21 protein-coding genes are annotated in these 26271 nt (G+C 42.7%); 3 read left to right on the top strand and 18 right to left on the bottom strand.

The annotated features are described in order from the left end of the window. Positions 1-2 precede the first annotated feature (2 nt). The gene (locus tag BQ2633_RS01930) at positions 3-821 is read left to right on the top strand and encodes a glycoside hydrolase family 25 protein (RefSeq protein ID WP_083233898.1); all 819 of its coding nucleotides are present in this window, start codon (positions 3-5) and stop codon (positions 819-821) included. Between the two features lie 173 nt (positions 822-994). On the opposite strand, the gene BQ2633_RS01925 is transcribed toward BQ2633_RS01930, so the two are convergent. From BQ2633_RS01925 to BQ2633_RS01915, 3 genes are all read right to left on the bottom strand, one after another. Continuing rightward, positions 995-2566 carry a peptide chain release factor 3 gene (locus tag BQ2633_RS01925; protein WP_075564778.1) on the bottom strand — a complete coding sequence of 524 codons (1572 nt, stop codon included), beginning with the start codon at positions 2564-2566 and terminating at the stop codon, positions 995-997. Between the two features lie 12 nt (positions 2567-2578). Continuing rightward, positions 2579-6982, bottom strand: a complete 4404-nt coding sequence (locus tag BQ2633_RS01920) for a translocation/assembly module TamB domain-containing protein (RefSeq protein WP_176720076.1) — start codon at positions 6980-6982, stop codon at positions 2579-2581. Between the two features lie 190 nt (positions 6983-7172). Further along, entirely contained in the window at positions 7173-7907 is a 735-nt protein-coding gene (locus tag BQ2633_RS01915) for a porin family protein (RefSeq protein WP_075564776.1), read from the bottom strand. Positions 7908-8300: 393 nt separating this feature from the next. On the opposite strand from BQ2633_RS01915, the gene pheT reads away from it, so the two are divergent. After that, positions 8301-10772: a phenylalanine--tRNA ligase subunit beta gene (gene pheT, locus BQ2633_RS01910; protein WP_075564775.1), complete on the top strand. Its 2472-nt coding sequence runs from the start codon at positions 8301-8303 to the stop codon at positions 10770-10772. Positions 10773-10896: 124 nt separating this feature from the next. Further along, complete coding sequence (locus tag BQ2633_RS01905; protein WP_075564774.1) at positions 10897-11628, top strand: YebC/PmpR family DNA-binding transcriptional regulator; 732 nt, start codon at positions 10897-10899, stop codon at positions 11626-11628. A gap of 304 nt (positions 11629-11932) precedes the next feature. Here the strand turns inward: BQ2633_RS01905 and BQ2633_RS01900 are convergent, their stop codons facing one another. From BQ2633_RS01900 to BQ2633_RS01830, 15 genes are all read right to left on the bottom strand, one after another. Further along, positions 11933-12451: a CinA family protein gene (locus tag BQ2633_RS01900; RefSeq protein ID WP_075564773.1), complete on the bottom strand. Its 519-nt coding sequence runs from the start codon at positions 12449-12451 to the stop codon at positions 11933-11935. 34 nt (positions 12452-12485) lie between these two features. After that, a complete protein-coding gene (gene tsaD / locus BQ2633_RS01895; protein WP_075564772.1) occupies positions 12486-13505 on the bottom strand; it encodes a tRNA (adenosine(37)-N6)-threonylcarbamoyltransferase complex transferase subunit TsaD in 1020 nt (339 codons plus the stop codon). Positions 13506-13531: 26 nt separating this feature from the next. Then, the gene (map, locus tag BQ2633_RS01890; protein WP_075564771.1) at positions 13532-14389 is read right to left on the bottom strand and encodes a type I methionyl aminopeptidase; all 858 of its coding nucleotides are present in this window, start codon (positions 14387-14389) and stop codon (positions 13532-13534) included. A 344-nt stretch (positions 14390-14733) separates the two neighbouring features. After that, a complete protein-coding gene (locus tag BQ2633_RS01885; RefSeq protein ID WP_075564770.1) occupies positions 14734-15855 on the bottom strand; it encodes an Mrp/NBP35 family ATP-binding protein in 1122 nt (373 codons plus the stop codon). Positions 15856-15884: 29 nt separating this feature from the next. Beyond that, a complete protein-coding gene (locus BQ2633_RS01880) occupies positions 15885-16187 on the bottom strand; it encodes a Dabb family protein (RefSeq protein WP_075564769.1) in 303 nt (100 codons plus the stop codon). A gap of 52 nt (positions 16188-16239) precedes the next feature. Beyond that, positions 16240-17016, bottom strand: coding sequence for a tRNA (guanosine(46)-N7)-methyltransferase TrmB (gene trmB, locus BQ2633_RS01875; protein ID WP_075564768.1), 777 nt, complete (start codon positions 17014-17016; stop codon positions 16240-16242). After that, positions 17009-17206 (bottom strand): exodeoxyribonuclease VII small subunit, encoded by a 198-nt coding sequence (gene xseB / locus BQ2633_RS01870; RefSeq protein WP_075564767.1) that lies wholly within the window; start codon positions 17204-17206, stop codon positions 17009-17011. The genes trmB and xseB overlap by 8 nt, the downstream gene beginning before the upstream one ends. A gap of 34 nt (positions 17207-17240) precedes the next feature. Next, positions 17241-18545: an exodeoxyribonuclease VII large subunit gene (gene xseA / locus BQ2633_RS01865; protein ID WP_075564766.1), complete on the bottom strand. Its 1305-nt coding sequence runs from the start codon at positions 18543-18545 to the stop codon at positions 17241-17243. A 459-nt stretch (positions 18546-19004) separates the two neighbouring features. Then, complete coding sequence (locus tag BQ2633_RS01860) at positions 19005-19685, bottom strand: HAD family hydrolase (protein ID WP_075564765.1); 681 nt, start codon at positions 19683-19685, stop codon at positions 19005-19007. Next, positions 19645-20619: an ATP-grasp domain-containing protein gene (locus BQ2633_RS01855; RefSeq protein ID WP_075564764.1), complete on the bottom strand. Its 975-nt coding sequence runs from the start codon at positions 20617-20619 to the stop codon at positions 19645-19647. The genes BQ2633_RS01860 and BQ2633_RS01855 overlap by 41 nt, the downstream gene beginning before the upstream one ends. A gap of 88 nt (positions 20620-20707) precedes the next feature. Further along, on the bottom strand, positions 20708-21316 hold the full coding sequence (locus BQ2633_RS01850; RefSeq protein WP_075564763.1) for a sugar transferase: 609 nt from the start codon (positions 21314-21316) through the stop codon (positions 20708-20710). 115 nt (positions 21317-21431) lie between these two features. Next, complete coding sequence (gene gmk, locus BQ2633_RS01845; RefSeq protein ID WP_075567131.1) at positions 21432-21995, bottom strand: guanylate kinase; 564 nt, start codon at positions 21993-21995, stop codon at positions 21432-21434. A gap of 56 nt (positions 21996-22051) precedes the next feature. Then, positions 22052-22936, bottom strand: coding sequence for a YicC/YloC family endoribonuclease (locus BQ2633_RS01840; protein WP_075564762.1), 885 nt, complete (start codon positions 22934-22936; stop codon positions 22052-22054). An 81-nt stretch (positions 22937-23017) separates the two neighbouring features. After that, the gene (gene aspS, locus BQ2633_RS01835; protein WP_075564761.1) at positions 23018-24784 is read right to left on the bottom strand and encodes an aspartate--tRNA ligase; all 1767 of its coding nucleotides are present in this window, start codon (positions 24782-24784) and stop codon (positions 23018-23020) included. A 180-nt stretch (positions 24785-24964) separates the two neighbouring features. Beyond that, the gene (locus BQ2633_RS01830) at positions 24965-26239 is read right to left on the bottom strand and encodes an acyltransferase family protein (RefSeq protein WP_075564760.1); all 1275 of its coding nucleotides are present in this window, start codon (positions 26237-26239) and stop codon (positions 24965-24967) included. Between the last annotated feature and the right edge of the window lie 32 nt (positions 26240-26271).

Below are 26271 nucleotides of genomic sequence, written 5' to 3'. Positions count from 1 at the left end.
CTATGTGGCTTTCTCCTTTATATTCACTCAAAACGCTATGTCTTGTAGGCTGCTTCTCCTTTATCGGGCTGTCAGCTCATGCTGAGCGTAAGCATCGCGGTGCGCCCTCTAAGGAACCTAGTGAGCGCATAATGCCAGATATGATGCCTGTGCAATCCAAAAAGAATGTGCAGTCTTCTGTACAGATGATGCAGGTATCACGGGGAATTAGTCGTGTGAACACGAAGTTTCGTGAGGGTATTGATGTGAGTCGCTATCAAGGTGTGATAGATTGGGGACGAGTAGGTACAGAAGCTAATGTGAGTTTTGTTTACATCAAAGCCACAGAGGGAAGTAGCCTTGTAGACCCCACCTATGCTTATAATATAGCCAACGCCCGTCAGGCAGGTCTAAGTGTAGGAAGCTATCACTTCTATCGCCCGAGGGTGAGTGTTGATGAACAAGTGGCAAACATGACTTCTGTGGTGCAGAAAGCTGACCAGGATCTTGTACCACTTATTGATATCGAAACGACAGGTGGTGTTTCTGATGATAAGTTTGTATCGGATCTTCAAGAGTTTGTAGATCGCATAGCGACATACTATGGCAAGAAGCCCATTCTTTACACTTATCAGAACTTTTACAACCGTCATCTTGTCGGTATGTTCAGAGGATATCATTGGGTAATGGCAAAGTATAAAGATGAAGTTCCAATGCTCACAGACAATGTTGACTACATGATGTGGCAATATACGCAAACTGGTCGTTTACCAGGCATTCGGGGAAATGTCGATCGCATCCGTATTATGGGAAATCATAGCCTTGCTGTGTTGGAAATGTAACCCCGAATCTCTTATTCTCTCGTCATAAATCCCCAAAGTTATTTGCTAGAATGACTTTGGGGATTTGCTATATGTAAGGGGAGTGTTAGACCCATTTGCTATTGAAAAGACAGCGTCCATCTTCATTTATCGGAAGATAGACGCTGCTTACGTTGTAAAGATAGGATAGCGAACTAGAATTCACTGGTAAAATGGAATCGGATGTTTTTGAAATCCTGTTGTGCCATTTGCAACACATAGCCAGAGTCAGCAAGAAAGACATCACGGCCATCTCTGTCTTTAGCCATATATTGGTATTTGCGCTTCTTAAATTGTTCAAGTTCAGCTGGATCATCGCTTTCTATCCAGCAAGCTTTGAAGAGGTGAACGGGTTCCCAACGACATTTAGCACCATATTCGTTTTCAAGACGATATTCGATAACTTCAAACTGAAGTTGGCCTACGGTACCAATAATTTTACGTCCATTAAACTCATTGACAAACAACTGAGCCACACCTTCGTCCATTAATTGGTCGATCCCTTTTTGAAGCTGTTTTGTCTTCATCGGATCGGCGTTCTCAATGTACTTAAACATTTCTGGGGAGAAAGAAGGGAGTCCTTTGAAGTGAATCAGTTCACCTTCGGTCAGTGTATCACCAATTTTAAAGATACCATTGTCGGGAAGCCCCACAATGTCACCAGGATATGCTTCGTCAATGGTTTCTTTGCGTTGTGCCATAAACTGAGTAGGGCTGGAGAAACGAACAGTTTTCCCATTGCGAACATGGGTGTAAGGTGCGTTTCTTACAAACTTACCAGAGCAAATTTTGCAGAAAGCGATACATGAGCGGTGGTTTGGGTCAATGTTGGCTGTTATCTTGAAGATAAAACCTGTAAATTTCTTTTCTTCAGGATCTACAAGACGCTCTTCAGCTTGCGTTGGCCGTGGAGAAGGAGCAATCTTTACAAAGCAATCAAGTAGCTCTTTGACACCAAAATTGTTGAGGGCAGAGCCGAAGAACACAGGAGCGATGTCCGCAGAAAGATATTGTTCAACATCAAATTCAGGGTATACACCATCAATGAGTTCTAGGTCTTCTCTCAGTTTTGTTGCATCCGTGTCACCAACGTTCGCTTCCAATTCTCCTGGAGCATTGATGTCTACAGCGATCTTTTCGGTCACTTTCTGTTTATCAGATTGGAAAAGGTCGAGTTGCTGTTCGTATATATTGTAAACCCCTTTGAATCGCTGTCCTTGGTTTATAGGCCATGACAAAGGGCGAACGCCAATTTGCAATTCTTCTTCTAATTCGTCGAGGATATCAAAAGCATCTCGTCCTTCGCGGTCCATCTTATTTACAAATACAATGACTGGAGTCTTGCGCATGCGGCATACAGTCATGAGCTTTCTTGTCTGTGCTTCCACACCTTTGGCGCTATCCACTACAATAATAGCAGAGTCTACCGCAGTAAGAGTGCGAAATGTATCTTCGGCAAAGTCTTGGTGACCAGGTGTGTCTAGAATATTTACCTTATATCCCTCGTAATCAAATTCCATTACGGATGTTGTAACAGAGATACCACGTTGTTTCTCGATTTCCATCCAGTCGGAAGTGGCTGTCTTCTTAATCTTGTTATTCTTTACTGCTCCGGCTACTTGGATTTGTCCGCCAAACAGCAATAGCTTTTCGGTGAGCGTCGTCTTACCAGCATCCGGGTGAGAGATGATAGCAAATGTGCGTCTGCGTTGAATTTCAGGATTCATATTTTGTCGAACTTATTTTTTTGCTTTAGGTGTTATCTTGTCTTTTCTCTTGTTGGAGAATAAATCAAAGAAGGAGTTAAAGTCGCGTTTGATTTGTAGTCCTAACCCTTGAGTTGTAAGAGTTGATTTTGAAAAGTATCGATTGTTTGTCTCGCTATACGCCTTTAGGTTGAAAGTGCCTGTGGGAGTTAGGAGATAATGTACATCAAAGTCACCAACAAAGTTCGTGGTTGCGGCTTCTCGTTCGTGATATCCTACTTTTCCTGTAAACAGTAAACGATTGTCCAGCAGTCTACCAGAGAGTAGTCCATCTACTTCCATGTCGCTCCATCCCAATTGACCCGTACTAACATTTGCACCGAATGTCCAGTTCGTATTACCAACTGCATTGGCTATGATGTTGTTCAGTTGTGAAGATAGAGTACTAGAAAGTAGTGACTTCATCATGATTTCGGACTGGTTACTACTTGTGCCGCCTGCAGCATTGGCATAATTGTAGGTGAAGAATCGTCCAACTCCAAGAAGGTACAATACTTGTGTTGTCCGTTCCTCGTCGGAAGCAATGAGGTTACGTACCATCATTTTTTCGTCTTCACCAATATTGGGTAGATCGAAGTCCAATGATAGGTTCATATTGCTGACCTTCCCTGTAAACTTAATGAGACAATTTACAGGAGTGGTATTGTTAGTGAAGGTAGTGCCGAGGTTCAAGTCTGCTAGAGATGCAGAGTTTACCATATAAGAGGCAAGCACATTCACATCAGCGTTGAGTGGATTACCAGAAAAGTTCACCGTCCCCCCTGGAGTGAGGATGAATGTCTTCTTAATGAGATTCTGTATGCTCAAATCATACGATCCACTTGCTATTTTATATGCTCCAAACATTTGGAATTCTCCCTTATTATAAAAGGAAGCTTGGATAGGTCCGCTGCCATGCACTGTGATAATGTCGCCACTTTTTGCATCTGTTATCATGCGAAGGGTAGAGTTGGGGGTAACATCTACCTGAAAGTTTAGACGTATGTCTGTTTTACTGGTAGGCTCTACAAACCTGCTCGTACGTGTCTTCTGTAAACTATCATCCACTTCTACATTTTCTTCGTCTTGCTTAGAGCGGAAGGTTAGCAGTTGATGGTCGGCGTCGTCTGGTCGGTCGAGAACATAAGTAAGCACACTATTGTTCTCAGTGCGTACTTGGATATTGGCGTTGAGTTGTTGGGGAGCACCCCAAACGCGCATAGCTCCTGTGCCGAAAGCTGTAGCATAGAATGGCAAGTCTATTGTCTGCGGTTGATCATACATCAAGATATTTTCTCCTTGCATCGCAAAGTCGAAATGCATATCTTTAAGATTATGGTGTCGCAAATAACCTGTAACGGTGCCATTTCCTTGCAGACTATCTGAAATAACAGCACTATTTACAGTGAAAACTCCGGGAGCAATAGAGATGTCTGCGTCTTTTACAAAGTATTTGACGCCTGTAATAGGAAGGGTTGCAGAAGCTGTGGCATGCTGGTGCCCTTCGAAATCAATCGTTTTGAAAGTACCAAAGACACGGGTAGTCCCCGTGGTACGTCCTTGTATGTTGTGAAAGATGTCGTCTACGTAGTGGTTCAAAAAAGCTATGGAAGTATTGTTTGCTTTAATATGGAGGTCTAGGTCTTTTCGACCAAGACTTACATATCCAGCCACTTGTGTAGAACTAATGTTGGGCTCTTCTATGTTTGCCTTGAGGAAAATTGTCTGGTCTCCTCCACGAAAACCACCTTCGACTGCAGCATATCCCAATAGCGCATTATTGAATGTGAACTGAGGGATTTCGAGATTGGCTAGAATCTGCAGTTCGTTCTGTTCAGTGGGACGAATCGTAGCTTGTCCTGTGGCACGACCTCCAAAGGTAATATCACTAAGTCCGACCATAGAAAGGGCATAACCAACATCAAATTGACGTAGGTTTACAGTAAGTCCTTCGCTATGTTGTGCGTATTCTCCAGAGATTGCTAATCTTTGTTGATCATGTGATAACGAAAGGTTGTTGATATTCAACCGTCCTTCCTTGAGAGCTATGTTTCCTGGTTCTATTTTCCAGACAGTATCATTGACAGCCAAGCTTGTGGGTAAGATATTTACACGTAGGCTACTCTCTTTTAGCTTATTGAAATTGAGGGCATCAATATGGGTTTCGCTTGAGAACGTTCCATAAAAATGACGATTTCTCAGTTCCGACCATTGTAAGTTGGTCATTAGTTTACCACTGTCTGTATGCGCTTGAAGTTCCAACTGTAGGTCAGCTTTCTTGGTTGGGCGAAGTGCTTTAATAAGCATATGAAAGTCTGAGTACACACTACGGGCTGCCACCGTGACGTTTCGCACTTCTGTGGTTCCGAAATGTAGATGTGGTGCATCAGCTGTAAAATGAAGCATACTACCATCAGCAGCCAAGCGTCCCTCAGCATGCATATCTTGGTCAGCAGCAATGTCTAGCTTGAGCATATGCTGCAGAAAATCTGTACGTTTGAGATGCAGGTTAAAGGCTAAGGCTGTTTTACTAGGCAATACTACATTAGCTTTTTCATCACTGTTGCTGAGAGTCGGTGAAGCCTCGGCATGGCTGGGAGCTTGGGAAGAGTTCTTTTGTGGTTTAAGCAGTGTCTTCCACCATTTTTCCGCAACTGTCTGCAGTTCCTTCACATCAGCAATGCCCAATGCAGTAGCATCTGCAAAATCACTTTGTAATGTTAAATGACTTCCACGAGGATGTGGAGATACTTTAAGTGCCAGACGATTAAGGGAATAAGGGGTATCCACATTTTGCATTGAGAAGTGTCGAAGTTCAAATTCGCCATTAGGATGTTTTACGTCTAATTGTGGAGCTTTTATGTCAAAATCAAACGCAAAATGTCCATTTCCCCATTGTTTGCTTAATCCTAATTCTGCAGGAGATAGGCGTTTGATGTGGCCATTGGCAATTAATTGAGAGGGACGCCAATTTTTGTCCAGTGCAGCTTTTGCATCAACGTTTAAGTAGAGTGATGGGTCCTGAGATTGTAGAGCAATTTCTGCGATACCGTTAAAGAAAGACGCTGTGGCTTTTAGTTTTTGATAGCGGTGCTGTTGCCATTCCACTTCTGGTATATCTAGTTCTATGCGTCCATTGGGTTGATTGCTACCATTTAAAAGTACGTGTCCATGTGCTTCCAAGCTAAGGAAAGTAGGTAAGTTGGGTATCTGTGCAAGTATTGATGGACGTAAATCGCGTGTCAATACGTGAGCTGTCACATTTCGCTTCCAATATGTTGCACTAAAGTTGATTTTTCCAAGAGCTGAACTAATGGAGCCATCAAAGAAACTACTATGATTGAGTGCATAGCGTAGTTTGCCTTGTAGTTGAATCTCTTCAAGTGGAGTAAGCCACTGGGGTAATTCTTTAAGAGAAAGTGATTGCATTACGTCTCTTGCGAAACGTTGTTGCAGCGCTAAACTGCGTAAGTTGGCACTTAAAGCGCTAAACTTACCATTAGGTAGCAAAATAGTGACATCGGTGGCTATCTTGATTCGGTCTGTGGCGTTGCTCAAATGCAAATCAGTGAGTTTCACCTCGCCTTTTCGCAAAGCAAAGCGAGTGCTTATGAAGAAAGTCTCATTTAGTGGATGCAGTTTGGGTACAATCGGTGCAATATCATTGGTTGCAAGACGAGCATCCTCAATGGCACCTTCTACAACCAATGAATTGAAAATCTTATCAAGTGAGGAGCCATCGTAATGGGCCACAAGACGCTCTTGGCTAATGCGAGATTGCGGTGTCTGGAGAGAAAAGTTGTTGATTTCTGCAACGTATCGATTAGCTGCTAGACGGAGCTGCAGGCGTGAGAGCTTCCAACCGCAGCTTTCTTCGGCAGAAAATTGACGGATACGTAGGTTAATGCTATCATTTGTCAGACATTTGAGCGACAAGATAGCATCGATGTTCTTAAGATTGAGATGATGTGGGGTGAATTGTCCAGCAGGTGCTTGTGGATGATACCATTCATCGTAAGACAAATCGCATCGCCGCATAATAAGCGAGTTGATGCGTAGGTTAAGCTTGGAGGGTGAGTCTTTGTCTTGGCTACTAAAAGCCTCAATAATATATTGAAAATTGGTGGGAGCTCCCTTGTTGGATTTGTAAAGTGCGATGTGGGCATCAAGCAATGCTATGTTGCGGAGCGATACTTTACCGTTTATAAGAGGGAGCACCTCTATTTTTCCAAAAACTAACTTACTCTTTAATAGCTCTTTTCCAGATCTATCTTTTAGTAATACATTATGAAGTTGAATACTGTTGAGTAGCCCAATTTCAACAGACCCAATTTCAACTTCAGATTGGAGTTGCTTTTCCAATTGTAGTTCTATCAAGTTCGCCAAACGCTGTTGCATCCCCAGATTATTGAGCGCAAAGACCAAAAGGCCGTAGGACACCACTAGGATGCCTAACGACCATTGGAAAAAGAGGCGAATATTGGGTTTTCGCATGTAGGATTACTGTTATCCGAGGATAGAAAATGTCAAATACAGAGGAGGATGAAGCCGCTAATAAATAGAGAGTTTATTCTGGTTATCTCTAATATCACTTATGCCGTGGGAAGTCCATGAGGTAAGTGAATTTAAGCATTAATGTATTATTGGCTGACTTGGAGAAGGGATCTTTTTTAGCATTGTGGAAAAGGTCTGAAAGTCCATAGTAATACCGTGCATCTACGATGAAATGTCCTACTTTGGTGGTGAATTCTCCACCCAAGCCTGCTACAATGCCATAGTCTAAACGATTTTCTATGGACTTACCATATTGTGCAACAACACCATTGGCACGATCTGCCATGGATACTCCATCTATTTCGTGGGTAGTCCACTGCGATGATTGTATCTCTTTGTCGCTTAAAGCGTAGCTCAATTGAGGACCAGCTAAGAGGAAACCTTTGAATCCTCGCTGTTCCTCACCTAATCCCAAATTTGCCATGATTGGCACTTGGATATAGTCAATGTTGTGTTGGTAGGTATCCGGTAAGCGTACGGCCTTTGAGGAGAGAATCTCTTCGTTCCAACCAGCACGCCAATAGTTTGCTTCTAACTGAATGGCGCAGATAAGTCCGTAATACCTTTCACTTGTATATCGCGCTGTAAGTCCAGCCACTGGCCCGACTTGATAAAATTGGCGGATATTGGGAGTAAAAAGTACCTTATTGAGACTTACCCCTCCATTCACACCTAGCGCCCATTGACTACGTTGCTCACCAACTTGTGCATGAAGGAAGGTTGCGGCAATAAATAGACCGCAGCATAGGAAAAATATCTTTTTTAGCATTCGAGTATGCCCTGAGTATCATTGTTATTGTCTGCGAAGTTACAGAAAAATCCCCATTTACTCCTCCTTATTTCTATGAAAATCGTGTTTTCGTGAGTTTCATCTTTCCTTTCTCAAAAGAAATGAGTAAATTTGCGGAGATTTTTTGCAGTAATCTCTTTGTAATCTTGTCAAACTCTTGGAGAGTTTCAGAAAAATCTCGGGCTTTTTTATCAAATCTCCAGAGATATTCTTGATTATATTGGACGATTTATTCATTTCTCTGCAGGTCAGTCGCTGCTCTCTATTTTACGCTTATTGTGAATTAGCATGCTATCCAGTAAAAAAGAAGAGGATCATCAAGAAAGGCTAGAGAATGTGCTGCACACTCCACCAAGCAAACGATATTACAATATGAATATATCTTACAAATGGCTGAAAGAATATGTTGATTTCGACATGACAGCCGAAGAAGTTGCCGTAGCTCTTACCTCTATTGGCTTAGAAGTGGGAGCTGTGGAGGAAGTACAAACAATCCGTGGCGGACTCAAAGGTCTAGTTGTGGGACATGTGCTAACTTGCGAAGCACATCCTAACTCGGACCACATGCATATTACGACCGTAGATTTAGGAAATGGTGAAGCACCCACGCAGATCGTATGTGGTGCTCACAATGTTGCAGCTGGTCAAAAGGTCATCGTTGCCACGCTTGGCACAAAGTTGTATGATGGTGATAGCGAGTTTGTTATCAAGAAGTCCAAACTTCGTGGTGTAGAAAGCTTAGGCATGATTTGTGCCGAAGACGAAATTGGAGTTGGCACTGGACATGATGGTATTATGGTGCTCCCCGAAGATACCGTAGTTGGTACACCTGCTGCAGAATATTTTGGTCTTGAAAGTGATTACCTCATTGAAGTTGACATTACTCCCAACCGAGCTGATGCTTGTTCTCATTGGGGAGTAGCGCGTGATCTCTATGCTTATCTCGTGCGCAATGGCAAAGCTACTCAGTTGCATCGCCCAAGTGTGGATGAATTCAAGGTAGACAATCACGACTTGCCTATCAAAGTCACTGTAGAATCTGCAGAAGCTTGTCCAAGATATACTGCTGTTTCTGTCAAGGGGTGTAAGATTCAAGAGAGTCCTAAATGGCTGCAAGATAAACTAACCACAATCGGTTTGCGTCCTATCAATAATATCGTAGACATCACGAACTATGTGATGATGGCTTACGGTCAACCTTTGCATTGCTTTGATGCAGATATGATTGACGGAGGTGAGATTGTTGTTAAAACCTTAGAGAACGGTACAAAGTTTGTCACTCTTGATGGTGAGGACCACGAACTTTCTGATCGCGACCTCGCTATCTGCAATGCTAATGCTCCTATGTGTATTGCTGGCGTATTGGGAGGTAAGGGTAGTGGCACGTATGATACTACTCAGAATGTTGTGTTTGAGAGTGCCTACTTCCATCCTACATGGGTAAGAAAGAGCGCACGTCGTCATGGGCTTAACACAGATGCTTCCTTCCGATTTGAACGTGGCATTGATCCTGATGGACAAATCTATGCCCTCAAGACAGCAGCGCTTCTTGCTAAAGAATTGGCAGGAGGTGAAATCTCCATGGAGATTGTTGATGTTGAGCAACCTTCATTGGTGAAGCAATTTAATGTCCAAGTTGATTATGCCTATATTGATGGCGTTATCGGTAAGCACATTGAGCCAGCATTGGTGAAGTCAATAGTGTCTTCGCTTGAAATGGAAGTTGTATCCGAAACTGAAGAGGGACTGACTTTGCAAATTCCAGCTTATCGTGTAGATGTACAACGTCCTTGTGATGTGGTAGAAGATATTCTACGTATTTATGGTTATAATAATGTAGAGATTCCTACTACCCTCAAATCTTCACTCACAGTGAAAGGGGCTAATGATATCAGCCAAAAGTTGCAGAATCTCATTAGTGAGCAATTGGTCGGTGAAGGTTTCCATGAAATCCTCAACAACTCTCTCACTCGTGAAGCCTATTATCAGGATTTGAAAACCTATGCACCAGAACATTTGGTGCATCTCATGAATCCTTTGTCAAGCGACCTCAATGTTATGCGCCAAACACTCCTCTTCGGTGGTTTGGAAAGTATAGCGCACAATGTAAATCGTAAGGAAGCAAACCTTCGATTTTTTGAGTTGGGTAATTGCTATCACTACGATGCAGAAAAGCGTAATGCTGAAAAAGTGCTTGCGCCTTATAGTGAAACGCTTCACCTTGGCTTGTGGCTCACGGGTCGCCGTGTAGAAAATTCTTGGGCTCATGCTAATGAAGAAGCTAGTGTCTATGAACTGAAAGGATATGCTCTTAATGTTTTGCGTCGCCTTGGCATTGCTCTTGGACAATTCTTGGTAGAAGAAGGTAAGAATGATATATTCTCAAAGAGTATAGCAGTCGTAGATCGCAACGGAAAGGTATATCTTGAGCTTGGTCTCGTGAGAAAAGCACTTTTAGCTGCTTGTGATATTGAGACTGAGGTGTATTACGCTGACTTCAACTGGACGCTTCTTATGAAGAAGTTGCCCAAGAAGGAGGTTTCTTATACAGAAATAGCAAAGTTCCCTGCTGTACGTCGTGACCTTGCCTTGCTGTTGGATACGAAGATTACCTTTGGTGAAATCGAACGCATTGCTTTTGCTTGTGAGAAAAAGCTATTAAAGCGAGTTGAGCTTTTTGATGTTTACGAAGGGAAAAATCTTGAGGCTGGCAAGAAGAGCTACGCTGTTTCCTTCGTGCTGCAAGATGAAAGCAAAACCATGAACGACAAGCAAACTGAAAGTATCATGGCAAAGATTATAAAGCAACTTGAACAACAGCTTGGTGCTGTACTGCGAGGATAATCTTGCAACTATAGAAAATCCACTCATTTCTTCCTGTTATGCCCTCAGTTCTTGTTTTCTGGTGGCATTACATGGAGAAGTGGTTATCATAAGACCAAACAATCACATAAACAAATAGATTCCTATGGGAAGAGCATTTGAATATCGTAAAGCCGCAAAGATGAAGCGTTGGGGACACATGGCTCGAACCTTCACAAAGATTGGTAAACAAATCGCCGTTGCTGTAAAGGGTGGCGGTCCAGATCCTGACACGAATCCCACGCTCCGTGCCATCATTGCTACCGCGAAGCGCGAGAATATGCCAAAGGATAACATTGATCGTGCCATCAAAAATGCGATGGGTAAGGACCAAAGTGACTACAAGACAATGACCTATGAAGGATATGGTCCTCATGGTATTGCTGTGTTCGTAGACACTCTTACAGATAATCCAACTCGTACAGTTGGTGACGTTCGTTCTGTTTTCAATAAGTTTAGCGGAAACCTTGGCACAATGGGCTCATTGGCTTTCCTCTTCGATCATAAGTGTGTCTTTGCTTTCAAACACAAAGAAGGTCTTGATATGGAAGAACTCATCTTGGATCTCATTGATTATGGCGTAGAAGATGAGTTTGATGAAGATGAAGAAGAAGGTAGCGTGACTATTTATGGTGACCCAAAAGCTTTTAGTGAAATCCAAAAGCACCTAGAAGCCGAAGGTTTTGAGATTGTAAGTGCTGAGTTCACTTACATTCCCAATGACCTGAAGGAGGTTACTGCTGAGCAGCGCGAAACTCTCGACAAGATGGTAGAACGTCTTGAAGACTTTGATGACGTGCAGAATGTTTACACCAACATGAAGCCCGAAGAAGAGTAATCTTGTATAAATCTATTGAGCAAGTTTCTCAATCATATTATTGCTACCTCGTAATTTACTACTAGGTAGCAATAATTGTTTTCGCTCTCCTGTAGCTTTGTGGCATTTTCTTTTTCATTATTAGTGCCACCCTTTATCAATATAATCTCTCTTTTACAAGTATTTCCTTTTTCTACAGTTTCTCCTATCTCTTTGGCTTTTTGGAGGCGGACAATAGCAGCAAAAAAAAGCGTCGCATCTTATACTTAATATAAGATGCGACGCTTACTGTTTTTGTCACAATGACAAATATATTCATGGGCAATTAGGCTTCTTCACCTTCTCCGAGCTCTTCTCTCAAAAGAGTGAGAAGCAAGTGCATAGCAGTTGATGTAGCAGAAGCCAAATTCTTGTCACGACCGTTGTCTTCTTCTAGCATGACAGTTTTTACGTTAGTAGAAGAAGCCACGGCAATCCAGATAGTACCTACTAAAACTGAATTTTTGCCAGAGTCGTGACCACCAGGACCCGCAAATCCTGTTACAGAAACAGAATAGTCCGTTCCAAAGGTTTTGCGTGCGCCTTGTGCCATTTGCACTGCGACTTCTTCACACACAGGTGTCTTCTCTTCGATAATCTGTGCGTCAACACCGAGGAGGTTTATTTTAACTTCGTTGGCGTAAGCTATAACACCACCTTTGAAATATTGCGAAGAACCTGGAACTGCAGTGATGACACTTGCAATACGACCAGAGGTGCAGCTTTCAGCTACAGAGAGAGTTTGGTGATTACGCCAGAGGATTTCATTTACTTCCTTGCTGACAACTTTCAAATCTAAGTCCATAAGATGTGAGATGGGGTATGGATGAATGAATAAGTTAGAATACTGTACGAGAAAATGCGGGTTTGTCAAGTGAACAAAACTCACCATCTAGGTAGCGATAATGTCCACTCATGGCAATCATTGCCGCATTGTCGGTGGTATAAGAGAATTTGGGGATATAAATCTTCCAGATTCCCTTTTCCTCCATGTCTTGAAAGGCTTTGCGTAGTGCGCTATTTGCACTGACGCCACCGGCAAGAGCCACATGCTTGATACCTGTGTCCTTGGCGGCTTGTTTTAGCTTCTTCATCAAGATGTCAATGATGGTGGCTTCAAGTGACGCAGCTAAGTCGTTTTTGTTTTCTTCAATGAAGTTGGGGTTCTCTGCAATCTTATCGCGTAAGAAATAGAGGAAAGAGGTTTTGAGTCCTGAGAAACTATAGTCGTAGCCAGGGAGATTCGGTTTTGCAAAAGTGAAAGCCTTAGGATTTCCTTGGCGTGCCATTCTGTCAATAATAGGACCACCAGGATAGCCAAGTCCCATTACTTTAGAACATTTATCGATAGCTTCGCCGGCAGCGTCGTCAATAGTTTGTCCAAGCACCTCAAAATCATTGTGTGCGTTCACCTTAACAATTTGTGAATTTCCACCACTTACGAGTAAACAAAGGAAGGGGTAGGGAGGGACTTCCTTTTGTTCATCTGGTGTCTGAATGAAATGCGCCAAAATATGACCATGGAGATGGTTGACGTCAATGAGCGGAATTCCAAGACTTGCTGCAAGACCTTTGGCAAAGCTTACTCCTACGAGCAAACTACCCATAAGTCCAGGACCAAGGGTTACTGCGATAGCAGAAAGTTCTGATTTATCTACTTCAGCTTGCTTGAGCGCAGCATCAACCACGGGAACAATGTTTTGTTGGTGAGCGCGACTAGCTAATTCTGGTACAACACCACCATACATTTCATGCACAGCTTGAGAAGCAGTAACGTTGCTGAGCAACATCCCATCGCGCATCACTGCAGCAGAAGTGTCGTCGCAACTAGATTCTATAGCGAGAAGTGTGATAGGCATAAGAATGAAAGTAAAAAAAGTGGGTATTAGTGGGTGAGAATCTCCAATCCTGTTTCTGTAACGAGGAATGTGTGTTCCCATTGTGCTGAAGGCAATTCGTCTTCTGTCACAACTGTCCAGCCGTCTTCTTCATCGATGAAGACATCGGGTACCCCCATGTTAATCATCGGTTCGATGGTGAAGACCATACCTGGAACAAGAAGCATGCCACGATGGTGCGTATCATAGTGATCTACCACTGGATCTTCATGAAACTCTAGACCGACACCATGACCAGCTAGGTCGCGTACGATGCTGTAGCCTTTAGGTTTAGCATACTTTTCTATTGCACGACCAATATCGCCTACAAAGCCCCAAGGACGAGCAGCTTCTGCACCGATTTCAAGGCAGCGTTTGGTGTCTTCCACCAACTTTTTAACCTTTGGCTCAACATTACCTATCATAAACATGCGAGACGCATCAGCATAGTAGCCATCTTTGATGGTGGTAACATCGACATTGATGATGTCGCCATCCCACAAAAGTTCTTCGTCAGAGGGAATGCCATGACAAACCACCTCGTTGATACTAGTGCAACAGCTTTTGGGAAATCCTTCATATCCAAGACAAGCTGCAATAGCCCCATTGTCTGCAATATATTCAGCTACAAGTCTATCAATTTCAGCGGTAGACATGTCCTCTTTGATGGACTTTGCTACCAAGTCTAGTGCACCAGTATTGATGACTCCAGCACGGCGGATACCTTCTATTTGTTCAGGCGTCTTAATAAGTTGGCGAGAGGGTACAATAAAGCCCTTCTCTTGATATTCTAATACCTTTAGATCTAGCTCTGTAGGTGTGATTCCTTCAGGAACAATCCAAGTTTTTTGATTTGCTCTAGCCATTGTTTATGAACTATGAGGGAGAGGAATGCAGTGTACTTTACAAGAATAAAAGTTGTTCTTGGTGGACAGAAACTGTGTTCTCCGCTTAGTTTACCGCGAATTTACGAAAAAAATGTGGTTGTAGCGTTGTTTTTGGTGAGAACTTCTGCGCAGATGTTTTTTTTCTGCGCAAGAGCAAAAAAATCCCGACAGGTATTTCTCTAGGGAAATAGGCTGTCGGGAATTAATACTACATTTGAATGTAGTTTTAGCCGCACGCACTCTGAGAGATATGCGCGATGCGTAATTTTTTACTCGGTTGTTACTAATGTAAGGCAGTAGGAGGACGGTTAAACAGAGCCTGTTTATTTTAGATCCTCCGCACGTTTAACTTCAATTTCAACCACTTGAGTAGGTGCTAGTTCTCGGTTGCGGCGCTCGGTTTCCTCTACTACGCGTTGTGCAAGGTGAGCAAATGCTTGACCTGTGATAGTATTTGGATTGAGTGCTACTGGCTCTCCGTTGTCCCCTCCATCACAAATACTTTGTACAATGGGAATTTGAGCTAAAACTGGTGCATCAAGCTCTTCTGCCAATCGTGTTGCACCTTCTTTTCCAAAAATGTAGTATTTATTTTCTGGGAGCTCAGCAGGGGTGAACCATGCCATATTTTCTACCAGTCCTAAGATAGGCACGTTCACTTTCTCATTGCGATACATGTCGATGCCCTTTCTCGCATCTGCCAAAGCCACTTGTTGCGGAGTGGAAACAATGACAGCACCTGTAATTGCTAATGTTTGAAGAAGAGTCAAATGAATGTCACTGGTACCAGGAGGAGTGTCGAGTATGAGATAGTCGAGTTCTCCCCAGTCTGCATCAGCAATAAGCTGCTTCAACGTGTTGGAAGCCATCGAACCACGCCAAAGAGTGGCAGTCTCAGGATTGACAAAGAATCCAACGGATAAGAGTTTTACCCCGTATTTCAACGCAGGAATCAAAAGTTGTCTACCTTCAACGATGTGTGCATAGATAGCTTCGTTTTCTAAACTAAACATCTTGGGCATAGAAGGTCCGAAGACATCTGCGTCGAGAAGTCCTACCTTATAACCTTGTGCAGCAAGAGCTACTGCTAGATTAGCGGAGACAGTGCTTTTGCCTACGCCGCCTTTACCAGAACTTACTGCGATAATATTCTTTACTTGGGGTAAAAGTTTACCAGCCTCTGGACGTTCTGCTAAGCGATATTGGGGAGTAATAGTGACTTCTACGTCAGGACTTATTTCACGATGAATAGTGGACTCTATAGATTTGAAAAGACTCTTCATGAATGGGTCTGGATTCTTATCAAATACGATAGAAAAACTCACTTTCATCCCATCGATACGAGGGTCATCATAGAGCATTTCCGCCTCAATAATGTTTTTACCGTTGCCTGGATAGCGAACAGTTGCGAGAATGTCGGTGATGAGTTTTGGATATAGCGTCATGATTAGTTAGTTATGTCTGTATTTTAGGTTTAGAGAGTATAATCTACGACTACTCGACTCTCTGTGACTTTGCTTGCATAATCCACAATCTTGAGGTGTTCTGGGTGGTTTGCATAGCACTTCAACGCTTCTGCATCTGCAACAACCACAGTGAGTACGCCGTGATATGAGGCTGGGGTGGACATTTCGTCAATGCCGTACTCTAGACTTTGGATTTCAGGGACTACGCCAACGAGAGCTTCGAGGTTTTGTTTCATCCATTGAGCGTGTTCTTGCGAACTTTTACCTTCTGCGCCATCTTTGTAGCGCCACATAACAATATGTTTGAGCATATAATTCAGAGTTGAGATGAATATTTGTTGTGACTTTTCGTTGAAATAGGAATTACTTACTAGTTGTCAATCCAGAACGTTTACTGCGGTTGTAGGAACGATAGTCGTCTAGTTCAATTTCAACTTCAGGTTCTATGAGATTTCCATCTTGAGGCAAGCGGAACTTTAGATACTTGATGTTGAGCCCGCGGTCAATCCATTGTTGCTCATAATAAGTGCGAATGCCTAGAATCTCTTTCACCTCCGCGTCTTCCTCAGCAGAAAGTGTGTGGTACAAATCATCTGTTTGGAAAAGCACTGGTAAATGATTGGCTTCTACCATGCAAGAAGTATAGGTATAGAGAAAATTAGAGTCCGTCTTTAGGTGTACTATACCGTTGTCTTGTAACAATCGGCGGTAACGCTCCAAGAAATGGGTGGACGTTAGTCGTTTGGTGGCTTTTCTCATTTGAGGATCAGAGAAAGTGAGCCATATTTCAGCGACTTCGTTTGGGGTAAAGAATTTGTCTATAAATTCAATGTGAGTACGCAGGAATCCCACGTTCGTCAATCCTTCATTCTTGGCTTCAGTGGCTCCTGTGTACATGCGGGCACCCTTGATATCCACACCAATAAAGTTTTTGTTAGGGAACATGCGCCCTAAGCCTACACAGTATTCTCCACGTCCACAACCGAGTTCGAGAACGATTGGATTGTCATTCTTAAAAAACTCTGCATGCCATTTACCACGCAATGGATGATAAGGAGTATCAGGTGTTTGAAATGGGGCTTCAATGACATGATCGTAGCTTGCCATCTCGGCAAATTTTGCCAATTTATTCTTACTCATGTTCGAGAATCTTCTTTACGTCTGTATTTACTTTTTCGAGTTGTTGTTTGCAGCAGGCAAGAAGTTCTTGCGCACGTGCCAAGCGTGGGGTGAGTTGGTCAATGGGTAAGTCACCGCTTTCGATAGCTGTGACTATACTCTCCAATTCGGAGAGTGCTTCCTCATAGGAAAGTGCAGACTTTTTAGCCATATCTAGAATGAAAGGTAGGGAGCTTAATGTTTCGTTATGAGATTTCGTTTATAGTACTCCAGACTTCTCCATCAGCAACAACTGTGCGAAGTCCCGTTCCTGGTGGAAGAGCACTAGCAGCGCTCAATAGTTTTCCGTCAGACGTGTAAGTAATAGAGTATCCCATTGCCAAAGTGCGTTGTGGATCAGCCCAACGAAGTGTTTGTGCAAAGAGTGATAACTGATGCTCTTTACGCTCAATTAGTAGGTGGGTGTTGGTTTGCAAGCGAGAAGCTACGGTTTGCAAATGCTGAGATTGCGAGTAAAGTTGTTCGTGAATCCCTGCTGAAATCCGTTGTGCCAAGCGATGATGCACTTGTTGTTGTCGATTTACAAAGTTGATAGCAGCAGTGGAATATCGTTGCCCTAAGCGTTCAAAGCGTAACTGAAGCATCTGCAGATAGTCCATTGTAGCTCGGTTCAGGCGTTCGCGTAAGTTCTCTATCACTGCATGCACATTTTGCATTCGTTCGATCAAGAAAGCAGCTACAGCCGTTGGGGTCTTGCATCGTGTATGTGCTACAAAGTCTACCACCGTGTCGTCGCGTTCGTGCCCGATTCCTGTGAGTATAGGGAGAGGAAACTGCGCAACATTAGCTGCGAGGTCGTAGTTCTCGTATCCGTCTAAATCACTTGTAGCTCCACCTCCACGAATGAGAACGACTACATCCCATTTTTCTTGGTCGGCAGCAATGAGGTCGAGGGCATTTATCACTGATTCAGCAACGAGTGCACCTTGCATGGTAGCAGGAAACAAACGAGTTTGAAAGTTAAAGCCAGATTGTTCCAACTGGTTCATAAAGTCTCCATAGCCTGCTGCACCAGCTGCACTGATCACTGCAATACGCTGAATGACAGCTGGTAGTTCCAATTCTTTGTTAAGGGTCAGCACACCATCTTCCTCCAATTGTTGGAGAATGATTTGTCGTTTCTTTTGCTGTTCTCCTAGCGTATAAGTGGAGTCAATGTCATGAATGGTGAGTGAAAATCCATACACCTCATGAAATTGCACGGACACTTCAGCTAAAATCTTCAGCCCAGCACCCAAAGCACGACCTGTTTCACGGGCAAAGTTAAACTTTATTTGCTGCCATACATTTCTCCAAATGTTTGCACGGGCTTTAGCCGTGAAGCTTCCTGCTTTTTCTTCGTCTTTTTCTACTAGCTCAAGATAGCAATGACCATTAGAAGCCTCTCGACACTCTGAAATTTCTGCTACCACCCAATAGGTGTCAGAAAATTGCAAGCTCAACACTTGCTGAACAAGATGGTTTAGTTCGGAGAGTTTTAACGGAGACATAGGAGATAGGACTTGACTTTCTCAAAGCAGGTGTGAAGTACTGATATAGGCGGCTATATAAGCGTAATCACACTTGTGCAAATTTACAATTTTACTGCGAAACTGGCAAGTGTTCTCTCCGAAAGCCTAGGCAATTCCGAGGGGTATTTAAGGTTTTGTCTATAGATTCCACCACTCGGCTATGATGCGATGAAAATTCTGTACGCTTGTGCCGGTTATTATTTCAGGTTTGTCCAGTATATGTCGTAGCCTTCTCAGAAATTCTCGGAGAATTTGCAAAAAACTCCGTTATAAAAGAGAAAATCTTCGACATTTTCTGTTGTTGCTCACTTTATTGTTTTAGGGTTACCAAAACAGAAGAGGCAAGAATTGATTTTATAGGGATAGAACCTGTGTCAATGAAATGAAGTTTTGTGGAATTACCTATTACAGCATGATACAAGATTGTTGGACCATGAGTTAGGCGCTAGGTAGTTGTGTAGCGAACACTAAGAGTTCAGAAAGACTATCAATCCGTATCTGGGGCAAATAAGCGTCATTTACAACTACATTTTGAGCGTGAATGTTGAGGCCATCATCATTTAAGCAGATTGTTTTCCACTTTAACTGGTTGGGTGCAATGAAGTCTTTTTGAACATTATCCCCGACATACCAATACTCTTGAGCTTCTATATTCTCCATAAAATAGAGATAATTGGCAGGATTGGGCTTAGCGAAACCAAATCGTTCTGAAATGATGATGTGGTCGTCGCTAATAAAGTCATAGAGCCCAAGTGCACCTATCTTGTTTAGTTGAGTTCTTGTCCGTCCATCGGTGATAATCCCTAAGGTAACATTGGGATTCAGAGAAAGAGATTCAAGAGCAGAATAGACTTCTTGGGATAGTGCTATGGATGGTATATGGTTACGATATAACTCTATTAGCTCTTCTTTGGATATCTGTGGTAAATAATTGGATATTAACCACTCAAAAGCGTCTTTTCCTTGTTGATAGGTTTGCAAGAAAGTCTCAAAATATTGAGAGAGCCCATAATGCGTCAGTATATATTGGAATGCAGAGCGTAGATAATTTATTTCCTTATAAAGGGTATCATCTAAGTCAAAGACTATCACAATTGGGTACAATGATTTCGCGGTCATATCTGAGCATAAGTGTATTGTTTTCCCAAGTATCGTAATAGGACACAGGAAGCCCTAGAAGATATTCGTCTATGATGTGCAGAGGATAGTTTGCTTTGGAGTAATAGGATAGGGGGTATCCTCCACCAAAACGTGGGTTTATTTCAATACCATAGATTTTTCCATCACTTGGTCTCATAAATAATTGCAAACAGATAACCCCTCTTACACCTGGTAGAAAGGATATTCTCTGTTTGAGATAATCGACGATGAGGTTCTTTCTCGTGATTCCTTTATTGATTTCTCCTGCTCTAATAGAAAGGCGTTCCCTTGGGACAATACATTTAAGATGGTGGTCTGCTCCGTAATACAAATCTACAGTATATTCATTAAACTCTTTAGGATTCACATAATCCATAAAGATTAATTTGGGGTCTTCCAAAAGTTCTTGCGTCAATTGGCTTGCACTTTCGATATAGTGTGTGTTGCAGCTTAACGAGCCATCGTATGGCTTTGCAAAAAGGGGAAATCTTGGAGTGTATTTGTCAATCTCTGCAGGAATGTCTATATTTAGATGCTTGAACAATTGGTGAGTGCTACGTTTATCTCTACATTTTTCAATGAAATCTAAGTCCGAGACAATGATTTGTACACCATGTTCTTGAAAGAGAGTATGGTTTCTGGCAAGAACAGCAAGCTCAGTGTCTATAGTTGGAATGACCACATTTATGTTATGATCAATGCACAGTTGTAGAAGCGTGGAAATGTAATTTTCATCTGTGCAACGTGGCACTGCGAAGCAAAAATCTGATACATAACCAGCAGGACTTTGCACAGGGGATAGGTCTGTGGTAAAAACTTTAGCGTCTAATTGACGAAGTTTGACGGCTTCTTTGAAGATTTCTGTTAGTACAACACGCTTTCCAACAGAGGTTATAAGTATGTTTTGTTTCATTTCTTGATATCAACAAGGTTTATTAATGTCGCGCCAACCTACTAGACGAATACGAAAAGTCCTTAGTATGGCTACAGTGTCTTTATTACTAGTTGTCACCATTGAAAGGTTCTGCAGTTGCGTGACCTTCTTGAGAAATTCCTGAGCGATGAATAACCGCCTTAAATGTTAGCCACAGAACCTTTACGTCTGTTTTCAAAGAAATATTATCTACGTACCAAACGTCGTAGGCCAACTTTTGCTTCCAGCTAATTGCATTGCGTCCATGACATTGTGCCCACCCTGTAATTCCAGGACGAACTTCGTGTCTACGCGCTTGCTCTGTACTATATAATGAGAGATACTCTGGTAGAAGAGGACGAGGGCCTATAAGCGACATCTCGCCTTTTAAGACGTTGATGAGCTGTGGTAGTTCATCTAATGACGTCGTTCGCACCAATTTTCCTACCTTAGTGATACGATCTGCATCAGGCAATAGATTGCCATTTCTGTCTTTGGCATCATTCATTGTCTTAAACTTAATGATGCGAAAAATCTTACCATGCAGCCCAGGACGCCTTTGCAGAAAAAAAACATCTCTTCGGTTGTTAGAAAAGTATAGCCCTAAAGCTGTAAGTAGTAGAAGGGGACTTGCTAAGCAAAGGAGAATGGCAGAGGCAATGATGTCGATGAGACGCTTAAAGAGGAGGCGATACATATCTCGGACTATAGAAGATGGGTGTACTTTAGGGGTATATCGTAAATATACTTCCTAGAATACACCCTAATAATTAAAATTTCTGAGATAGAATTCAATACAACGTGTGGAAGGGTTATTGGTTGATGAACTCGCTAACTACTCGGTAAATTTCTGACTTTGCAGTTTCAAGGTCGTCGTTCACAATGATAGTGTCAAACTGAGAGGCGAAGCTCATTTCATACTCAGCTTTATCTAATCGCATTTGAATGGCTTCTGGTGTTTCTGTGCCACGATTTTCCAGACGGGATTTCAGGGCTGCTACTGAAGGAGGTTGGATGAAGATAGCGAGACAACGAGCTCCGTAGTGTTTTTTGATGTTGATGCCACCTTTAACATCGATGTCGCAGATGACATTTTCTCCAGCAGCTAGTTGACTTTCTACTTGAGAAGTTAATGTTCCATAGTAGCGGTCTTTGTAGACTTCTTCGTATTCTAAAAAGTCGTTTGCCTCGATATGAGCTCGAAACTCCTCGGGAGAGAGGAAAAAGTATTCGACCCCATGTTGTTCTTGACCACGTGGAGGGCGACTAGTTGCACTAATGGAGAAATGAAGATTGAGTCCTTGTTCTATAAGATGTTGCACTAGCGTGCTTTTGCCTGAGCCAGAGGGTGCTGAAAATACGATAACTTTAGTCATGAGTATTTGTGTAATAGAGTAGTGAGTGGATGAGAAAGAATACTTGCAGTTAGGCATTAAAGAACGTTGAGTACTTGTTCTTTGATCTGTTCTAGTTCGTCCTTCATTTTCACTACTATATTTTGCATCTCTGCTTGGTTGCTTTTTGAGCCAGTCGTGTTAATTTCTCGTCCCATCTCTTGAGCAATGAAGCCTAATTTTTTGCCTTGTCCATGCGGTCCTGAGAGAGTTTCAAGGAAATAGTTGAGGTGATTGGTCAATCGTTGTTTTTCTTCATTGATGTCTAACTTCTCAATGTAATAAATAAGCTCTTGTTCCAAGCGGCTCTTATCGATGTCTAGACTGGGAAGCTCGGCAATGCGCTCCTCAAGTCTAGTGCGAATCTTTTCGACGCGACTTTTTTCGAAAGGCTCAATGCTCTTCATCAACGCTTCAATGCAGTCAATGTTATGAGCAAATTTGAGAGCAAGTGCTTCCCCTTCTTGACGACGGAAATCCTTCAGTTGGCAAATGGCTTGTTTGAGTGCCGCAGAAACTACTTCCCATTCTTCGTCAGCAACAGTTTCAAGAGGTGCAGACTGTGTGAGTTCTGGGAGACGTATCAGAATAGCCCACAAGTCTGAAGGGTTAGGCATGGCCAAACCACTAGTCTCATCGCTGATGGTTTGCATTTGTTGGAGGTAGGAAGCTACAGCAGAAGGGTTGATAGTTAAACCTGCTTGCTCTGTACCTTTTTCACACCAAATGGTTAATTCCACCTTTCCTCGCTCCAATTCTGCTGCCGCAAATTTGCGAATATCCATTTCCTTTTCTCGATAGATGGAAGGAATACGCGTGCTCAAGTCCAGATTTTTGCTGTTGAGCGATTTGACTTCTATGTGGATTTTTTTTCCGTTGTAAGTGGCTTCAGCTTTGCCGTAGCCTGTCATGGAGTAAATCATGGCAGAATATATAAGAATAAGCACCTCGACGCACGCGCCGAGGTGCTATAATAATACGTATTATGGACTATTGTGCAGAACTTACGCTTGGAGAGGACGAAGGTCAAGCATAAGTTCGTCTAATTGCTTTTGATCCACTACAGAAGGTGCATCAAGCATGACATCACGACCAGAGTTATTCTTGGGGAATGCGATGCAGTCGCGAATACTATCTAAGCCAGCAAACAGACTTACGAAGCGGTCGAGACCATACGCCAAACCACCATGAGGAGGTGCACCATATTTGAATGCGTTCATCAAGAAACCAAATTGCTCTTGAGCTTTTTCTGGTGTAAAACCAAGCACCTTGAAAATCTTAGCTTGGAGAACTGCGTCGTGGATACGGATAGAACCACCCCCAACTTCGACACCATTACATACCATGTCGTAAGCATCAGCAAGAACTTCTGCTGGATTGGTGTCCAATTTGTCGATATCTGATGGTTTGGGTGAGGTAAATGGGTGGTGCATAGCCATCAAGCGGTCTTCCTCTTCGCTGTATTCGAACATGGGGAAGTCTACAACCCACAAGAGAGCAAACTTGTTTTTGTCTCTCAAGCCCAAGCGTTCTCCCATCAATAGGCGAAGTTCGCAAAGTTGCTTGCGCGTCTTATTAGCATCTTCACCACTAAGGATAAGAAGGAGGTCACTTGGTTTGGCGCCCATTGCATCACGGAGTTGTTGAAGAACATCTTGTGAATAGAACTTATCAACAGAACTCTTTACACTTCCATCTTCTGCAACACGAGCATAAACTAAGCCCTTTGCACCTACTTGTTGAGATTTTACGAAATTGGTCAATTCGTCAATCTGTTTGCGTGTGTAGGATGCACATCCTTCTGCACAAATACCTCCGATATAGGCTGCATCATTAAAGACCGCAAAGTCGCTTTTTCCTTGGAAAACGTCCTTGAGTTCGACAAATTCCATACCAAAGCGCATATCGGGCTTATCACTACCGAAGCGACGCATAGCCTCATGCCATGAGAGACGAAGGAAAGGAGTATCACCAAGGTCGTAGTTGCGAACCTTCTTGAAGAGGTATTTGGTAAGACCTTCGAAAGTATTGATGATATCATCTTGCTCTACGTAGGACATTTCGCAGTCAATCTGAGTGAACTCAGGCTGTCTGTCAGCGCGGAGGTCTTCATCACGGAAACACTTCACAATTTGGAAATAACGATCCATGCCAGCAACCATCAAAAGTTGCTTCAAAGTCTGGGGACTTTGAGGAAGTGCATAGAACTGACCTGGATTCATACGAGAAGGTACGATGAAGTCTCTTGCACCCTCTGGAGTAGAACCGACAAGAATAGGAGTTTCAATCTCAAGAAAATCTAGATTGTCGAGATATTCGCGAACGGCAAGACAAAACTTATGACGGAGTTCTAGGTTGGCACGCACATTACTACGACGCAAATCTAGATAGCGATACTTCATACGAAGGTCGTCGCCACCGTCTGTGTTTTCTTCAATTGTGAATGGAGGTACCTCACTTGCATTTAGCACATTAAGGGAAGAGACTATGATTTCAATGTCGCCTGTCGCCATCTTGTCGTTTTTAGCGTAGCGCTCATTGACAGTTCCTTCGACTTGTATCACAAATTCACGACCTAGTTTGTTGGCACGTGCGCAGAGATCTGCGTCGGTTTCTTCATTGAATACGAGCTGAGTGATGCCGTAACGATCACGAAGGTCAACGAACGTCATACCTCCCATTTTACGTGTGCGTTGTACCCAACCAGCTAGGGTTACAGTTTGACCAACTTCGCTAATGCGTAGCTCGCCACAGTTGTGAGTTCTATACATATTGTAGAGTATGTTATGTTGCAATTAATGAAGACAGACGGACTACAACGGGCTGTGTGGGACTATATCCTACTTTTCGTTTTTAGTTACATCTGAGTAAATGGTAATGCAAAAGTATCAATTTCTTATTTAAAGACAAAGACGACTCAAAGGAATTCTTTGTAACTTAATGAGGATTACTTAATCTTCTTTGGGGTTTGAGGCTTTCCAAATAGCTTTTAATAAGGAAACAGTTGATTTACCCAGGTTGATAAATAAGTTTACAATGAGTTGTCCTAAAGCAATCGTACCTTTGTAGATGAGCAGTCCTAAGAGAACAAAAAGACGGAGCCAATCTCTGGGGTTTGTCACGTTAAATTGGTGCTGATTGGTTATTTTTTTCCAAATCCAAATAGGTAGAAGTGGAAGTAATACACCCATGAAAGTATAGAGCAACCAAAAGCCATCTCCCAGTTCATGTTGAACTACTGGATGACCTCCAACCATCTCCCAGTCTAGTTGATACACACTAACCTTAATCATACTAGCAACCTTAAACGCCAAGAGATGAAAAACGAAGATATACAGGCTGTTTTCTCCTGTGAGTTGGAGCCATTGAGTGTATTTTTCAGGAAGCTGTATAATATAGTGCGAAAGACTTCGTAGCCAAATGAAAGCAGCTGTGCCAGCGATGGTGAGTATAGGGACGGAAAGCACACTTCCAGGCTTGGCTGCCATCGAAACGGGATAGACAAACGTGAGAATTGCTAAAACCACAGAACTGGCAACTAGCATAATAAGAGGGTTGCGCCAAATCGCTGTAACCGGAGCTTCATCAGCACGATGTAAGAGGAAGCCTATTCCAATGAGTACAATGCCCATTAGTTCTCTGTAGCCACCTTGCGCCACACCTGTTATATGAAGTCCCATAGAGGCTTGCCATAGTGCAAGAAGAAAAGCAAGAATTATAACAGAAACTACTTGTAATGTGGACGTCTTAAGTTTTCCTAGCCGTCTAGTTGCTTTGAAAAGAAAGATAAATGCGATATTTGCCAAGAAGAGAGCGCGGAAAAACCAAAAAGCTCCAGCCATAAAGGGATCATAACCTGACATGTTAAAGACCATGCTCCAAAGATGTTGAGCAGCTTGTGTCCAATTGTAGGGATGTGTTACTCCACCTTGGGCATTTCCATAGCTTTCAGATAGAAATCCAACTTCAAAGAATAGGTTGTGCAGTATAAGAAAGAATACCCCCCATTTGATAAAAGGAAGGTATAGCGTCTTAGTTCGGCGAATTAGGAAATCAGAAGTATTGTCCAGATTATCTAGTTTGAAGAAGTAACCAGAAAGTACAAAAAAAGCAGGCACACCAACCAAATAGGCAAAGTTAGACAAATAGGCGGGTGCTGCAGAGTGAGCTATAACCACTAGAATAATGGCTATGGCTTTGAGTATCGTAAAGGAAGGATTGCGCATGCAGTAAGAAGTGTAAGGAAGGCGAGTAGTTT

This window comes from Ihuprevotella massiliensis, assembly GCA_900095835.1.
Lineage (GTDB): Bacteria > Bacteroidota > Bacteroidia > Bacteroidales > Bacteroidaceae > Alloprevotella > Alloprevotella massiliensis.
This window is presented reverse-complemented; position numbering and strand designations above follow the sequence as displayed.